General features: G+C 60.2%; 15 protein-coding genes. 4 read left to right on the top strand and 11 right to left on the bottom strand.

Annotated elements, in window-relative coordinates; translation table 11 throughout:
- The first annotated feature begins 6 nt into the window (after positions 1-6).
- Together JJD66_RS13345 and JJD66_RS13340 are read left to right on the top strand one after the other, a co-directional pair.
- A complete protein-coding gene (locus JJD66_RS13345; protein ID WP_034127907.1) occupies positions 7-1206 on the top strand; it encodes an HlyD family secretion protein in 1200 nt (399 codons plus the stop codon).
- The gene (locus tag JJD66_RS13340) at positions 1206-2735 is read left to right on the top strand and encodes a DHA2 family efflux MFS transporter permease subunit (protein WP_200648345.1); all 1530 of its coding nucleotides are present in this window, start codon (positions 1206-1208) and stop codon (positions 2733-2735) included. Before JJD66_RS13345 ends, JJD66_RS13340 begins: the two co-directional genes overlap by 1 nt.
- Positions 2736-3324: 589 nt before the next feature.
- On the opposite strand, the gene lpxH is transcribed toward JJD66_RS13340, so the two are convergent.
- Positions 3325-4074 carry a UDP-2,3-diacylglucosamine diphosphatase gene (gene lpxH, locus JJD66_RS13335; RefSeq protein WP_014718941.1) on the bottom strand — a complete coding sequence of 250 codons (750 nt, stop codon included), beginning with the start codon at positions 4072-4074 and terminating at the stop codon, positions 3325-3327.
- Positions 4071-4574, bottom strand: a complete 504-nt coding sequence (locus JJD66_RS13330; protein WP_003174772.1) for a peptidylprolyl isomerase — start codon at positions 4572-4574, stop codon at positions 4071-4073. The genes lpxH and JJD66_RS13330 overlap by 4 nt, the downstream gene beginning before the upstream one ends.
- A gap of 237 nt (positions 4575-4811) precedes the next feature.
- On the opposite strand from JJD66_RS13330, the gene JJD66_RS13325 reads away from it, so the two are divergent.
- Together JJD66_RS13325 and cysS are read left to right on the top strand one after the other, a co-directional pair.
- The gene (locus JJD66_RS13325; protein ID WP_003192174.1) at positions 4812-6512 is read left to right on the top strand and encodes a glutamine--tRNA ligase/YqeY domain fusion protein; all 1701 of its coding nucleotides are present in this window, start codon (positions 4812-4814) and stop codon (positions 6510-6512) included.
- Between the two features lie 15 nt (positions 6513-6527).
- On the top strand, positions 6528-7910 hold the full coding sequence (cysS, locus tag JJD66_RS13320) for a cysteine--tRNA ligase (RefSeq protein ID WP_105227185.1): 1383 nt from the start codon (positions 6528-6530) through the stop codon (positions 7908-7910).
- Between the two features lie 78 nt (positions 7911-7988).
- Here the strand turns inward: cysS and JJD66_RS13315 are convergent, their stop codons facing one another.
- The 9 genes from JJD66_RS13315 to JJD66_RS13275 all read right to left on the bottom strand — a co-directional run bounded on the left by JJD66_RS13315 (position 7989) and on the right by JJD66_RS13275 (position 15839).
- On the bottom strand, positions 7989-8291 hold the full coding sequence (locus JJD66_RS13315) for a hypothetical protein (protein WP_105227184.1): 303 nt from the start codon (positions 8289-8291) through the stop codon (positions 7989-7991).
- Positions 8288-9001, bottom strand: coding sequence for a DUF4225 domain-containing protein (locus JJD66_RS13310; protein ID WP_105227183.1), 714 nt, complete (start codon positions 8999-9001; stop codon positions 8288-8290). Before JJD66_RS13310 ends, JJD66_RS13315 begins: the two co-directional genes overlap by 4 nt.
- On the bottom strand, positions 8998-9483 hold the full coding sequence (locus tag JJD66_RS13305) for an Hcp family type VI secretion system effector (protein ID WP_198843424.1): 486 nt from the start codon (positions 9481-9483) through the stop codon (positions 8998-9000). Before JJD66_RS13305 ends, JJD66_RS13310 begins: the two co-directional genes overlap by 4 nt.
- 316 nt (positions 9484-9799) lie before the next feature.
- Positions 9800-10138 (bottom strand): Na+/H+ antiporter subunit G, encoded by a 339-nt coding sequence (locus JJD66_RS13300; protein WP_020302326.1) that lies wholly within the window; start codon positions 10136-10138, stop codon positions 9800-9802.
- Positions 10135-10413 (bottom strand): K+/H+ antiporter subunit F, encoded by a 279-nt coding sequence (locus tag JJD66_RS13295; RefSeq protein WP_003192168.1) that lies wholly within the window; start codon positions 10411-10413, stop codon positions 10135-10137. Before JJD66_RS13295 ends, JJD66_RS13300 begins: the two co-directional genes overlap by 4 nt.
- Positions 10410-10898 (bottom strand): Na+/H+ antiporter subunit E, encoded by a 489-nt coding sequence (locus JJD66_RS13290; protein WP_198716082.1) that lies wholly within the window; start codon positions 10896-10898, stop codon positions 10410-10412. Before JJD66_RS13290 ends, JJD66_RS13295 begins: the two co-directional genes overlap by 4 nt.
- Positions 10895-12577, bottom strand: coding sequence for a monovalent cation/H+ antiporter subunit D (locus JJD66_RS13285; RefSeq protein ID WP_200648344.1), 1683 nt, complete (start codon positions 12575-12577; stop codon positions 10895-10897). The genes JJD66_RS13290 and JJD66_RS13285 overlap by 4 nt, the downstream gene beginning before the upstream one ends.
- Entirely contained in the window at positions 12574-12918 is a 345-nt protein-coding gene (locus JJD66_RS13280; protein WP_003192163.1) for a Na+/H+ antiporter subunit C, read from the bottom strand. Before JJD66_RS13280 ends, JJD66_RS13285 begins: the two co-directional genes overlap by 4 nt.
- A complete protein-coding gene (locus JJD66_RS13275; RefSeq protein WP_200648343.1) occupies positions 12918-15839 on the bottom strand; it encodes a monovalent cation/H+ antiporter subunit A in 2922 nt (973 codons plus the stop codon). Before JJD66_RS13275 ends, JJD66_RS13280 begins: the two co-directional genes overlap by 1 nt.
- Positions 15840-15873: the final 34 nt, after the last annotated feature.

Here is a 15873-nt window from a genome sequence, read left to right as displayed (position 1 = left end):
TTTGTCATGGCCACTGCCGACAGCAACAACGCAACCGAACAACCCAAAGACACCAACCCCCGCAAACGCAAAGTGATGCTGATCGGCCTGGCGCTGATCGTCATCCTGAGTGTGGTGGGCGTGTGGGCCTGGTATGAGTTCTACGGGCGCTTCAATGAAAGCACCGACGACGCCTATGTGAACGGTAACGTGGTGGAAATCACCCCGCTGGTCACTGGCACCGTGGTCAGCATCGGCGCCGACGATGGCGACCTGGTGCATGAAGGCCAGGTGCTGATCAACTTCGACCCCAACGACGCCGCCGTCGGCCTGCAAAGTGCCCAGGCCAACCTGGCCCGCACCGTGCGCCAGGTACGCGGCCTGTACAGTAACGTCGATGGCATGAAAGCCCAGGTCAATGCGCAGAAGGCCGATGTACAAACCGCCCAGGACAACTACAACCGCCGCAAGACCCTGGCCCAGGGCGGCGCGATTTCCCAGGAAGAACTGTCCCACGCTCGCGACAGCCTGACCGCCGCCAAGAACGCCTTGACCAACCTTGAGCAACAACTCAAAACCACCAATGCCCTGGTGGATGACACGGTGATTTCGTCCCACCCCGATGTGCAAGCGGCCGCCGCGCAACTGCGCCAGGCGTACCTGACCAATGCGCGCAGCACCTTGATCGCGCCGGTCACCGGCTATGTGGCCAAGCGCACCGTGCAACTGGGCCAGCGCGTCCAACCGGGCACCGCGCTGATGGCGGTGATCCCGCTGGACCAGCTGTGGATCGATGCCAACTTCAAGGAAACCCAACTGCGGGATATGCGCATCGGCCAGCCGGTGGATATCGAGTCCGACATCTACGGCAGCGACGTGAAGTACAGCGGCACCGTCGACAGCCTTGGCGCCGGCACGGGCAGCGCGTTCGCCTTGCTGCCCGCGCAGAACGCCACCGGCAACTGGATCAAGATCGTGCAGCGGGTACCGGTGCGCATCCATATCAACGCCGAAGAGCTGGCCAAACACCCGCTGCGAGTGGGCTTGAGCACCGTGGTCAACGTAGACCTGCACGACCAGAGCGGCCCGGTGCTGGCGCAACAGGCGCCGCAAAAAGCCTCGTTCACCACCAACGTGTATGACCGCCAATTGGCCGAGGCCGATGCCATGATCAACCAGTTGATCCATGACAACAGCGTCGCCGCTCCCAAGGCTGCGCAACGCTGATGAGCAATAACGCCTCGTTCACGCCACCCAGCCTGTTGATGGCCACTATTGGCCTGTCGCTGGCGACCTTTATGCAGGTGCTCGACACCACCATCGCCAACGTGGCGTTGCCGACGATCTCCGGCAACCTGGGGGTGAGTTCGGAGCAGGGCACCTGGGTCATCACTTCGTTTGCGGTGAGCAACGCCATTGCCTTGCCGCTCACCGGCTGGTTGAGCCGGCGCTTTGGCGAGGTGAAGCTGTTCTTGTGGGCGACCCTGCTGTTCGTGCTGGCGTCGTTCCTGTGCGGTATCTCCACCTCGATGCCTGAGCTGATCGGCTTTCGGGTGCTGCAAGGCTTGGTCGCCGGGCCGTTATATCCGATGACCCAGACCTTGTTGATTGCAGTCTACCCGCCGGCCAAGCGCGGCATGGCTCTGGCGTTATTGGCGATGGTCACGGTGGTCGCGCCGATTGCCGGGCCCATCCTCGGCGGCTGGATCACCGACAGCTACAGCTGGCCGTGGATCTTTTTCATCAACGTGCCCATCGGGATCTTCGCGGTGATGGTGGTGCGCTCGCAGTTGAAGAAACGCCCGGTGGTCACCAGCTACCAGCCGATGGACTACGTTGGGCTGCTGAGCCTGATCGTTGGTGTGGGCGCCTTGCAGATCATCCTCGACAAGGGCAATGACCTGGACTGGTTCGAGTCCAACTTCATCATCATCGGTGCGGCCATTTCGGTGATTGCCCTGGCGGTGTTCGTGATCTGGGAGATGACCGACAAACACCCGGTGGTCAACCTGCGGCTGTTTGCGCACCGTAACTTCCGTATCGGTACCATTGTGCTGATCCTGGGTTATGCGGGCTTTTTCGGCATCAACCTGATCCTGCCGCAGTGGCTGCAAACCCAGATGGGCTATACCGCCACCTGGGCCGGGCTGGCGGTGGCGCCCATCGGCATTTTGCCGGTGCTGATGTCGCCGTTTGTGGGCAAGTATGCGCACAAGTTCGACCTGCGCCTGCTGGCGGGCCTGGCGTTCCTGGCGATTGGCTTGAGCTGCTTCATGCGCGCCGGTTTCACCAACGAAGTGGACTTCACCCACATCGCCATGGTGCAGCTGTTCATGGGCATCGGCGTGGCGCTGTTCTTCATGCCGACCTTGAGCATCCTGATGTCCGACCTGCCGCCGCACCAGATTGCCGACGGCGCCGGGCTTGCGACCTTCCTGCGCACCTTGGGCGGCAGTTTCGCGGCCTCGCTGACCACCTGGATCTGGATCCGTCGGGCCGATCAGCACCATGCCTACATGAGCGAGAACATGACCACCTACGACTCGGCCACCCGTGATGCGTTGCAGGCGCTGGGCGGGGCAGGGCAGAAGGCGTACACGCAACTGGACCAGATTCTCACCAGCCAGGCGTACATGATGTCCACCGTGGATTATTTCACGTTGCTGGGGTGGATGTTCATGGGCTTGATGTTGCTGGTGTGGCTGGCCAAGCCGCCGTTTACCGCAAAGGCGGGGCCGGCGGCGTCGGGGCACTGATTGTAAGGTCAGCGCGGTCCCTGTGGGAGCTGGCTTGCCTGCGATGCAGACACCTCGGTGTATCAGATGCACCGAGGTGATGCTATCGCAGCATAGGTATCTACATAACGCTGTAACGGTGGACGGTAACCACGATGCGAAGCGAGCCGCTCTTGATCTTGATCTGCTTTTGATCTTGATCTCAGGCGCCCCGTTAAACCACGCTGGCCGAACGCAGGCTTGAATTCGGCCCACGGATTCAAGCCTGTGTTCGGGCACACCGAGCCTAAGCGAGGTGCCGAGTGGTGGGGCAAGAGCGCTTTGGTTACTTTCGGGGGGCAATTCACGTCAGGGCGGAACCCTAAGTAGCCGTTACCGTAGGAATGGATATGTACACAATCCAGCTGTGTTGGCTGTCAGGCCGCTATCGCAGGCAAGCCAGCTCCCACATTTGGATCGCGTGCGTCAGCTAGATCAGCGTCGGTTGTCAGTCCGTCACGGGAGCAAGCTCCCTCGCCACAGGGTTAGCGCCGTACCGAAGTTGTGTAGACACCTATGGCTATCGCAGGCAAGCCAGCTCCCACAGGTTGAACGGTGTTGTGTCAGAGGTTCAGGCGCCAGGCAACGCCAACTGCGGGTTGACGAAGTCAAACGCCGCCAGCTGAAACCCTTGCTCATCCACCTGCAGCGCCCAGCCTTGCTTGTCCCAGTCCCCCAGCACAATGCGCTTGGCCGCCTGGTCGCCGATCTGCAACTTATGGATGGCGGGGCGGTGGGTATGGCCGTGGACCAGGGTGCGCACGCCGAACTGCTGCATCACCCGTGGCACTTCTTCGGGGGTGACATCGACAATGTCGTTGGCCTTCATGCGCACTTGAGCGCTGCTCTCACTGCGCAACTTGCGCGCCAGTTTGTGACGCGTACCCAAGGGCAGGTGGCGCAGGATAAACAGTACAACCGGGTTACGCAGGATGCGCCGCAGCTTCATATAGCCGAGGTCGCGGGTGCAGAGGCTGTCGCCGTGCATCAACAGCACTGGCTCGCCATACAACTGCACGACCGTCGGGTCCTTGAGCAAGGTAGCGCCTGCCGCTTTGCAGAACGCCTTGCCGATCAGGAAATCACGGTTGCCGTGCATGATGAAAATCGGGGTACCGCTGTCGCTCAGCTCACGCAGAGCCGCGCAGATGGAACGCTGGAAGGGGGTCATGCCATCGTCGCCAATCCAGGCTTCGAAGAAGTCCCCCAGAATGTACAACGCCTGGGCGCCACGGGCGCGGCCGTGGAGCAGATCCAGAAACGCCCGGGTGATGTCCGGGCGCTCCTCTTCCAGATGCAAATCTGAAATCAGCAATATCACCCAACGATCTCGGCTTTCTCGACGATCACGTCTTCGGCTGGAACGTCCTGGTGACCGGCCTTGGAGGTGGTCGATACGCCTTTGATCTTGTCGACAACGTCGGTGCCTTCGGTGACTTTACCGAACACCGCGTAGCCCCAACCCTGCACGTTCTTGCCGCTGTGGTTCAGGAAGGCGTTGTCGGCGACGTTGATGAAGAACTGCGCGGAGGCCGAATGCGGCTCCATGGTGCGGGCCATGGCGACGGTGTACTTGTCGTTGGAAAGGCCGTTGTCCGCTTCGTTCTGGATGCTTGGACGCTTGTCTTTCTTCTCTTTCATGCCCGGCTCGAAACCGCCGCCCTGGATCATGAAGTTACCGATGACACGGTGGAAAACAGTGTTTTCGTAGTGGCCGGCTTTGACGTATTCGATGAAGTTGGCGACGGTGATCGGCGCTTTCTCGGCGTTCAGCTCGATAACGATGTCACCGTGGTTGGTGGTCAGTTTGACTTGAGTCATGTTCGCTACTCTTTTCAGGGAATTCGTGGGTGTGGGCGCCTGGGCACCTTACCTGTCTGGCTAAACGACGGCCAAGGCGCGCAGTTTAGCGTGCCCTGCGGGAATTTCGAGGTGGTTTTTTACCGCCCGGGCAATTAATTGGCCGCGCTCTGTATGTGTCTTGACTGCTTCGGCTATTATGAGCCCTTTGTTTTATCTGGCCCCACCTGGCCACGCACCTGTCTGTTCAAGGATCCTATGAGCAAGCCCACTGTCGACCCTACCTCGAATACCAAGGCCGGACCTGCCGTCCCGGTCAATTTCCTGCGCCCGATCATCCAGGCGGACCTGGATTCGGGCAAGCACACGCAGATCGTCACCCGTTTCCCGCCAGAGCCCAACGGCTACCTGCACATCGGCCACGCCAAGTCGATCTGTGTGAATTTCGGCCTGGCCCAGGAGTTCGGTGGCGTCACGCACCTGCGTTTCGACGACACCAACCCGGCCAAGGAAGACCAGGAATACATCGACGCCATCGAAAGCGACATCAAGTGGCTGGGCTTCGAATGGTCCGGTGAAGTGCGCTATGCCTCCAAGTATTTCGACCAGTTGTTCGACTGGGCTGTCGAGCTGATCAAGGCCGGCAAGGCCTATGTGGACGACCTGACTCCGGAGCAGGCCAAGGAGTACCGTGGCACGCTGACCGAGCCGGGCAAGAACAGCCCGTTCCGCGACCGTTCGGTGGAAGAGAACCTGGACTGGTTCAACCGTATGCGCGCCGGCGAATTCCCGGACGGCGCCCGCGTGCTGCGCGCCAAGATCGACATGGCCTCGCCGAACATGAACCTGCGCGACCCGATCATGTACCGCATCCGCCATGCCCATCACCACCAGACCGGTGACAAGTGGTGCATCTACCCCAACTACGACTTCACCCACGGTCAGTCGGACGCCATCGAAGGCATCACCCATTCCATCTGCACCCTGGAGTTCGAGAGCCATCGCCCGCTGTACGAGTGGTTCCTGGACAGCCTACCGGTACCGGCGCACCCGCGTCAGTACGAGTTCAGCCGTCTGAACCTGAACTACACCATCACCAGCAAGCGCAAGCTCAAGCAACTGGTCGATGAAAAGCACGTGCATGGCTGGGATGACCCGCGCATGTCGACCCTGTCGGGCTTCCGTCGCCGTGGCTACACGCCGGCGTCGATCCGCAACTTCTGCGATATGGTCGGCACCAACCGCTCCGACGGCGTGGTCGATTTCGGCATGCTGGAATTCAGCATCCGTCAGGACCTCGACGCCAACGCCCCGCGCGCCATGTGCGTGCTGCGCCCGTTGAAAGTCGTGATCACCAACTACCCGGAAGGCCAGGTCGAGAACCTCGAACTGCCGCGTCACCCGCAGAAAGAAGAGCTGGGCGTGCGCAAATTGCCGTTCGCCCGCGAGATCTACATCGACCGTGACGACTTCATGGAAGAGCCGCCAAAAGGCTACAAGCGCCTGGAGCCGAACGGCGAAGTGCGCCTGCGCGGCAGCTACGTGATCCGTGCGGACGAAGCGATCAAGGACGCCGACGGCAACATCGTCGAGCTGCGCTGCTCGTACGATCCGGACACCCTGGGCAAGAACCCTGAAGGCCGCAAGGTCAAGGGTGTGGTCCACTGGGTGCCGGCCGCTGCCAGCATCGAATGCGAAGTGCGCCTGTACGATCGTCTGTTCCGCTCGCCAAACCCTGAGAAGGCTGAAGACAGCGCGAGTTTCCTCGACAACATCAACCCTGATTCCCTGCAAGTACTCACTGGTTGTCGTGCCGAGCCATCGCTTGGCGACGCACAGCCGGAAGACCGTTTCCAGTTCGAGCGCGAAGGCTACTTCTGCGCGGATATCAAGGACTCGAAACCTGGTGCTCCGGTATTCAACCGTACCGTGACCTTGCGAGATTCGTGGGGCCAGTGATTTAAGGGAAACATCGTGCTAACGATCTACAACACGCTCAGCAAGACCAAAGAAGTCTTCAAGCCGCTGGACGGCAACAAGGTGCGCATGTACGTGTGCGGCATGACCGTGTACGACTACTGCCACATCGGCCACGGCCGCAGCATGGTTGCCTTCGACCTGGTGACCCGCTGGTTGCGTTTCAGCGGCTATGACTTGACGTACGTGCGCAACATCACCGACATCGACGACAAGATCATCAACCGTGCCAACGAAAACGGCGAGTCGTTCGACGCGCTGACCGAGCGCATGATCGCCGCCATGCACGAGGACGAGGCGCGCCTCAACATCCTCAAGCCGGACATGGAACCGCGTGCCACGGACCACATCCCGGGCATGCACGCGATGATCCAGACCTTGATCGACAAGGGCTACGCCTACGCCCCAGGCAATGGCGACGTGTACTACCGCGTCGCCAAGTTCATGGGCTACGGCAAGCTGTCGCGCAAGAAGATCGAAGACCTGCGCATCGGCGCGCGTATCGAAGTCGACGAAGCCAAGCAGGACCCGCTCGACTTCGTACTGTGGAAAGGCACCAAGCCGGGCGAGCCGAGCTGGGAGTCGCCCTGGGGCGCCGGGCGTCCGGGCTGGCACATCGAATGCTCGGTGATGTCCACCTGCTGCCTGGGCGAGACCTTCGACATTCATGGCGGCGGCAGCGACCTTGAGTTCCCGCACCACGAAAACGAAATCGCCCAGAGCGAAGCCGCCACCGGCAAGACTTACGCCAACGCCTGGATGCACTGCGGCATGATCCGCATCAATGGCGAGAAGATGTCCAAGTCCTTGAACAACTTCTTCACTATCCGCGACGTGCTGGAAAAGTACCACCCGGAAGTGGTGCGTTACCTGCTGGTGTCCAGCCACTACCGCAGCGCCATCAACTACTCGGAAGACAACCTCAAGGACGCCAAGGGCGCCCTGGAGCGTTTCTACCACGCGTTGAAAGGTTTGCCATCGGTTGCGCCTGCTGGTGGCGAAGCGTTCGTGGCACGCTTCACCGAAGTCATGAACGACGACTTTGGTACGCCTGAAGCCTGCGCGGTATTGTTTGAGATGGTGCGCGAGATCAACCGCTTGCGCGAGACCGATATCGACGCAGCGGCGGGCCTGGCAGCACGCCTGAAAGAACTGGCCAGCGTGCTGGGCGTGTTGCAGATGGAGGCCGATGACTTCCTGCAAGCCGGCGCTGAAGGGCGTGTGGATGCCGCTGAGGTAGATGCACTGATCCAGGCGCGTCTGGCGGCTCGCACCAATAAAGACTGGGCGGAATCCGACCGTATCCGCGACCAACTGACCGCGATGGGTGTGGTGTTGGAAGACGGGAAGGGTGGGACGACGTGGCGGTTGGCTGACTGACGGTTGAAAGCTGCACGCTGAATAAAAAAATGCCCCGACTGGTTCGGGGCGTTTTTTTACAAAAAATAGCGATGTCACTTAGCCTTTCCACCACCAGTTCAAGTCCTGCTTGACTGGAAATGCACTGGCGTGGAGAAAGAAGCAGGCAAGTGCTAACCATCCGATAAAAATATGCTCGTCGATGATATCTGGTCTATATCCAAGAAATGGAAATATATTAAGATCCGCAATTTTATAATGTGCTCGCATGGCCAGCATGTTTGGAATCATTCCGAGAAAAAATTTTGTATATCCTAGCTTTCTACTAGACAGTAATATTCTGAGTGAGAATGCCAAAAAGACCCCGAGTGCAGATAGAACGGGGAACAACCAAACAGTCATTTTTTGACCTCTTGATGAATTTGTTCTATTGTGATGCTATTTATAACTGCTTCAGCCCCCAATGTTCCTGGCTTCATAAGCTTGTAGGCTCGTATACGATCTGTGTCGAGATATCTAAACAAGCGCCAAGCATCAGGCTTTAGTACATGCCGAGCACCACTATAAACCGAGAGCCCTATATCTACCGATCCATAGGCCATATTCGCTTCTCGCTCTCCATAGCCGACGGCAGATGACATCGCATGATAGCCCTCGCGAACTGGGCCGATTGTGTCGGATTGCCCGGTCATCAAGTTGCGGCCACCTTCGTAAATATTATTTGCGCCATGCGCCATCAATGGCACACCCGTAATGAGGCAAAGGGTGCCCGCCGACGCGTAGCAAATTCCGGCACCCGTGGCTATTTGCATTGCGCCCGCAACGGCTCCAATTCCATTTCTCCCAATCGCTATTGATTGATCCAGCAAACTACGCTGCTCTTTTTTAATCTCAATCAGCCCCTCTGCAATTGTCTTTTTCCCTTGCTCTACATCTCTGACAATACTACGAGCGTAGTAGGCAACCTCTCGGTTGAATATCGAACGATTAACGCCATCCTGAAGATGCCGGGCACTTATTGCACATGCATGATTGGTTAGTTTTGCAGCGGCTTGGCTGACGACCCATAAGTCATAAAAGTTCGGTGTTTGATTTTCTTTCTTTGATTTCATCGCCCGGTTTCCCATGAGCCATAGCCGCTGGTGCCCGCTAGATGATGTGTCCAGATGATTTCCCGATAACGAATCGACAGATGTTCCTGTGCGTCTACATCGTTCAGCAGGACGGAGTGGGGGACATCGACGGTCAGGCTGGCAATGATGCAGCCCCTGATATCGACGGTGTAGTATTTTTGGTGCTGGCCGAACTGTGAAATGCGATAAAAGTTGATCACGCAGTTCAATTCTTCTCGGTTGGATAATGCTACCGCCAGCAAGGGCGAGGATTTATCAATGTTTTTTGTGATGACCACCGGGCCATGAGTGGAAGCTCTGACATTGCCCGTGTTGAGCATATTGTGATTGAAGGACATCACCATGATTTCGTCTCGGTGCCCCTCCTGGCACTTGTTGCCGATGGAGTCTTGGGTTGAGCAACCGGCCGAGATCAGGCCTTGAGATTTTCCGTTAATGGACATGTAGCCGTGGTTAGCCATGGACGTTGGCATCCTGATTTATTCGCCATAAACATACAAAAGAATGTAAATAGGAAATATCGGATGTTTCGCCTTTTATCGTGCGAGTAGGATGTAGGATTATTCGATTTTTGTCTGAGATTTCAACGTGGTGCGGGCCGATGATGCTGAGCTGGCGCAATGGGCGGCGCGTATCCGCTCTTTTGCCTGGCGCCAAACCAAATGGTGGGAGCTGGCTTGCCTGCGATAGCGGTGTTCCAGTCAATGATGCTGTAACTGATAAACCGCTATCGCAGGCAAGCCAGCTCCCACATTTTTACTGAATTCGCCTGAAGAATCAGCGGCGGCTGCTGACTTCGGCGGGGACGTCATCACCGGCCATGCGTTTGCGGAACAGCGCGGTTCGCGCCAGTAGCAGTGTGGTGACTGGCACGGTGATCGCGAGCAAAATCGGAATCAGCCAGCCATGCAATACCGGCCCGGACTTGAGCACCGAAAAGTAGATGATCGACGCCAACGCCACGCTCCATGCTCCCAACGTCGACGCCAGTGCCGGCGGGTGCATGCGTTGGAAAAATTCTTTCATCCGCAGCAAACCAATCGCGCCAATCAACGCAAACAAGCTGCTGAGCAACAGCAACGCCGCCACGATAATTTCAACCCATAATGGCATCATTCAATCACCTCGCCACGCAGCAGGAATTTGGCCAGGGCGAACGAGCCGACGAAGCCGAACAGCGCGATCAATAGCGCCGCTTCAAAGTAAGTGTCGCTGGCATAGCGAATACCCAGGGTCAGCATCATCAGCATCGCCAGGATGTATAGGTAGTCCAGCGCCAGTACCCGGTCCTGGGCCGAGGGGCCTTTGAACAGGCGCACCAGGGTCAGCACCATGGCCAGGGAGAACAGGAACAGGCTGAACAGGATCGCATTGGCGAGCAGGGCGCTCATTCGAAGATCTCCATCAGGGGCCGTTCGTAGGCGTGCTTGAATTGCTGGATAAAAGAGGCTTCGTCATCCAGGTCGAAGACGTGCAGCAGCAGGATGCTGCGGTCCAGGGCCAGTTCCGACCAGACGGTGCCGGGGGTCACGCTGGTGATCATCGCCAGCACAGCCAGGCCGTTGGCGTCGCGCAGGTCCAGGGGGATCTTGATAAAGCGCGAGCGCGGTGGGCGTGAGCCGCAAGTGAGTACGCCCCAGGCCACGTGCAGGTTGGAGATGATCACATCGAGGCCGACTCGGAAAAACAGGCGGATAATCGCCCCTGGGCGGCGGATGCGGATCGGCAGCGGGCGCAGCGGCGCCATCATCAGCGGCGCCAGAAAGCCCAACAGTGCGCCCAGCAGCAGGTTGCCGGGGCTGATCGACAAGTTCAGCACCAACCACAATACCCATAACGCCAACGACAGCCAGGGAGCCGGGAACAGACGTTTCATGGCTGCACCTCCTGGGCGGCGGCCTTGGCTTCAGGGCTCGGCACTGGCCGGGTCGCGAGCACTGCCATCACGTAGTGTTCCGGGTTGTTCAGGCTTTCGGCGGTGGCCTGGGTGTAGCGCATCAGCGCCTCGGCCTTGAAGGTCAGCGCGATGCTCAACCCCAGCAGCAGGAAGATCGGCACACACTCGTAGCGGCGCAGCAGCGGTGATGGGCGTTCTTCCGGGGTCCAGAAGCGCTGGATGCCGAGGCGGGCGAAAGCGATGAGCGAGGCCAGGCCAGAGAGAATCAGCAGCGCCACCAGGCCCCAGGCCGCCGGGCGGATGGACTCGTCCACGGCGTTGCCCAGGCCCAGTGGGTTGATCAGCGCGCTCAACAGGCTGAGCTTGCCGATAAACCCGGACAGCGGCGGCATGCCGATAATCAGCAGCGCGCAGGCGATAAAGCTCAGGCCCAGGAAGGCCATGGTCCAAGGGATGACCTGGCCGATCACCGCTTTTTGCTCATCGTCCAGGTTCACGCCCGGGCGCGGATGCAGCGATTCCATGGCCTTGGGCAGCGCATCAATCTCCTCATCCAGCGGCAGGTCGTTGGCCGAACGCGAACGCTCGATCAGCTCCGCCAGCAAAAACAGCGCGCTCAGTGCCAGGGTGGAACTGACCAGATAGAACAGCGCCCCCGCGGTCAGGCTCGGCTGGGCAAACCCTACCGCTGACAGCAGGATCCCGGCCGACACCAGGATACTCAGGCTGGCCATGCGTTCCAGGCGCTGCGCCGCCACCATCGCCAGTGCCGCGCAAATGATGGTCGCCATGCCGCCGTACACCAGCCAGTCGCCGCCAAACAGCGCCGAGGCGCCGGCCTGGCCGGAGAACAGCAGGGTCCACAGGCGCAGCACGGTGTACACGCCGACCTTGGTCATGATCGCGAACATTGCCGCCACCGGCGCGCTGGCCGAGGAATAGGCGGGCGCCAGCCAGAAGTTCAGCGGCCACATGCCGGCCTTGGCCAGGAACGCCGTAGCCAGGATCGCTGCACCAGCATGCAACAGGCCGCGATCGGCCTCCGGCACCAGCGGGATTTTCAACGCCAGGTCGGCGAAGTTCAGCGTACCTGTGACGCCGTAGATCATCGCCGCGCCAATCAGGAACAGCGACGACGCCAGCAGGTTGATCGCAATGTAATGCAGCCCCGACGACACTCGCGCGCGGCCGGAACCGTGCAGCATCAGGCCGTAGGAGGCGGCCAGCAGCACTTCGAAGAACACGAACAGGTTGAACAGGTCGGCGGTGAGGAAGGCGCCATACAGCCCCATCAGTTGGATCTGGAACAGGGCGTGGAAGCTGGTGCCCGCACGGTCCCAGCGGGCCATGGCAAACAGCAGCGCACTGACGCCGATAACCCCGGTAAGCACCAGCATCATCGCCGACAGCTGATCCACCACCAACACGATGCCGAACGGCACCTGCCAGTTGCCCGGCAGATACACGCCAATGGAGCCGGGGCCGCCTTGTTGCGTCCAGTACAACAGCAGGATGGCCACGCCCAGGCCGACGATGCTGGAGCACAGATTGATCTGGGCTTTGAGTGGGCGGCGTTTTTCGCCCAGCATCAGCATCAGCCCGGCGGTGAGCAGCGGCAGCAGGATCGGCGCGACGATCAGTTGATTCATCCACGTCATTCCTTGGGCTCCCGGCCGTCTACATGGTCAGTGCCGGTGAGGCCGCGGGATGCCAGCAGCACCACCAGGAACAACGCGGTCATGGCGAAGCTGATCACGATGGCCGTGAGCACAAGGGCCTGGGGCAGTGGGTCGGTGTAGTTGAGCAGGTCTTGGGGCACGCCGTCCTTGATGATCGGCTCCTTGCCGATAAACAGGCTGCCCATGCTGAAGATGAACAGGTTGACGCCGTAGGACAGCAGGCACAAACCCATGACCACCTGGAACGTCCGTGGCCGCAGGATCAACCAGACGCCGGAGGCCGCCAGGACCCCAATGGCTATTGCGATGACTTCTTCCATCAGGCGGCTCCTTCGGTTGCAGCAACCACTTTGGGCTGGTTGCTCGGTTTATGCGCGCGCACCGACTGGTGGCCGAGGGCGGTGAGCATCAACAGGGTCGAGCCCACGACCATGGCGTACACGCCGACGTCAAAGAACAGCGCACTGGCGATATGAATATCGCCCAGTAACGGCAGGCTGAAATGCCAGGTATGCGTAGTGAGGAACGGGTACCCGGCGAACAGCGCGCCCAGCCCGGTCAAGGTGGCCGACAGCAGGCCGAAGCCCATCCAGCGCATCGGCCGCAGGCTCATCTGCGCCTCGACCCACTGGGTGCCGGCGACCATGTATTGCAGGATAAACGCCACCGACATCACCAGCCCGGCGGCGAAACCACCCCCAGGTTGATTGTGGCCACGCATGAACAGATAGAACGACACCACCAGCGCAATCGGCAGCAGCAGGCGCACCAGCACCGCCGGTACCATCATAAAGCCCAGGGCGGTGTCGCTGGCCTGGCGCGGGTTGACCAGGTCGGTGGCCACGTCCGGCGCCAGTTGGCGCTGTTGGGGTGGCAACTCCATGCTTTCCTTGGACGGGCGAAAGCGACGGAGCAAGGCGTACACGGTCAAGGCCACAGCGCCCAGTACGGTGATTTCGCCCAGGGTGTCGAAGCCACGGAAGTCCACCAGCATCACGTTCACCACATTGCTGCCGCCGCCTTCGGGCAGGGCACGGCTTAAGTAGAACGAGGAGATATCGTTGGGTGTCTGGCGGGTCAGCATCGCGTAGGACAGCAGCGCCATGCCGCCACCCACCACGGTGGAGAGCAGCAAGTCACGCAGGCGGCGGATACGCGCCTTGCGCAGCGAGCTGGGCAGGGGTGAGACCTCTTCGATCCGCCTTGGCAGCCAGCGCAGGCCGAGCAGGATCAGCACGGTGGTGACCACTTCCACCACCAATTGGGTGAGGGCCAGGTCCGGCGCCGAGAACCACACGAAGGTGACGCAGGTCATCAGGCCGCACACGCTGACCATGGTCAGGGCCGCCAGCCGGTGGTACTTGGCTTGCCAGGCGGCGCCGAGGGCGCAGGCAATCGCCAGCAACCACAGGGTGACGAAGACGATGGAACCCGGGATTTTCGGGCGGTCGCCCCAGCTGAGGCCACTGTTGATCATCGGGATCATCGCGCCGATCACTGCCAGCAGCACCAACAGGAACAACTGGGTTTGCAGGCGCTTGGTGCTGATGCGTTTCTCGATCCGGCGCACGCCGCGCATCATCACCGCCAGGCAGCGCTCGAAGCCGCGCTTGCCGTTGAAATAGCCGATCAGCGGCGGGTATTCGAAGCGGCCACGCTTGAGTTGCTTGCGCAGCATCAGGTACAGCACCACGCCGCCGGTCATCGCCACCAGGCTCATGATCATCGGCGCGTTCCAGCCGTGCCAGATTGCCAGGCTATATTCCGGTAGCGTACCGCCCACCACCGGCAGGGCGGCAGCGGCGAGGATCGAGCCGACCACCTGGGCCGGGAAAATCCCCACCAGCAGACAGGTGAACACCAACAGCTCGACGGGTGCGCGCATCCAGCGCGGCGGCTCGTGGGGCGTGTGCGGCAAGTCGGTGGCGGGCGGGCCGAAGAACACGTCCACGGTAAAACGCAGGGCATAGGCCACGCTGAATGTACCGGCAATGGTCGCGATCACCGGCAGGGCGATTTCCACCCATTGGGTCGACGAGATAAACACGGTTTCGGCAAAGAACATCTCTTTGGACAGGAAGCCATTGAGCAACGGCACCCCGGCCATGGACGCGCTGGCGACCATCGCCAGGGTCGCAGTAAACGGGATCAGGCGCACCAGCCCACTGAGCTTGCGGATATCCCGCGTGCCGCTTTCGTGGTCGATGATGCCCGCCGCCATGAACAGCGAAGCCTTGAAGGTGGCGTGGTTGAGAATGTGGAATACCGCGGCAACTGCGGCCAGTGGGCTGTTGAGGCCCAGCAGCAGGGTGATCAGCCCGAGGTGGCTGATGGTGGAATAGGCCAGCAGGCCCTTGAGATCGTTTTGAAACATGGCGCAGTAAGCGCCGAGGAGGAGAGTGAGGGCGCCGGCACCGCCGACGATCCAGAACCATTCTTCGCTGCCGGACAGCGACGGCCACAGGCGGGCCAGCAGGAACACGCCGGCCTTCACCATCGTCGCCGAGTGCAGATAAGCCGAAACCGGCGTCGGCGCCGCCATGGCGTGGGGCAGCCAGAAATGGAAGGGGAACTGCGCGCTTTTGCTCAAGGCGCCGATCAGCACCAGGGCGAGCATGACCGGGTACAGCGAATGCGCGCGAATCTGATCGCCCGCCGCCAGCACCTGGTCCAGGTCATAGCTGCCGACGATATGCCCCAGCAGCATCACCCCCGCCAACAGGCACAGCCCACCTGCGCCAGTGACCATCAGCGCCATATACGCACCACGTCGCGCATCTGCACGGTGGTGCCAATAGCCGATCAGGAGGAACGAGAACAGGCTGGTCAGTTCCCAGAAGAATACGATCTGGATCAGGTTGCCGGAGATCACCAAACCCAGCATGGCGCCCATGAACGCCAGGAAAAATGCAAAGAAACGCGGCACCGGGTCGTCCGGCGACATGTAGTAGCGCGCATACAGCGACACCAGCGTGCCGATGCCCAGCACCAGCATCGAGAACAGCCAGGCAAACCCATCCATGCGCAACACGAAGTTGAGCCCCAGGCTGGGCAACCACATGAATTCTTCGCGGATCACGCCACCGTGGGCGATCTGAGGGTAGAGCAGGGCGACTTGAATAGTACCGACCAGCGCCACAAGGCCGGCCAACAGCGATTCGGTGTTACGTGCGTTATGCGGCAGCAAGGCCGCCAGACAGCTGCCGATAAAAGGCAGAAGCAGTAGAACTATCAGGGACATAGGCTTCTAATCTGCGGGAGTTTGGGATGCATCA

This window comes from Pseudomonas sp. MF6751 (assembly GCF_016613265.1).
GTDB lineage: Bacteria > Pseudomonadota > Gammaproteobacteria > Pseudomonadales > Pseudomonadaceae > Aquipseudomonas > Aquipseudomonas fluorescens_BV.
This window is presented reverse-complemented; position numbering and strand designations above follow the sequence as displayed.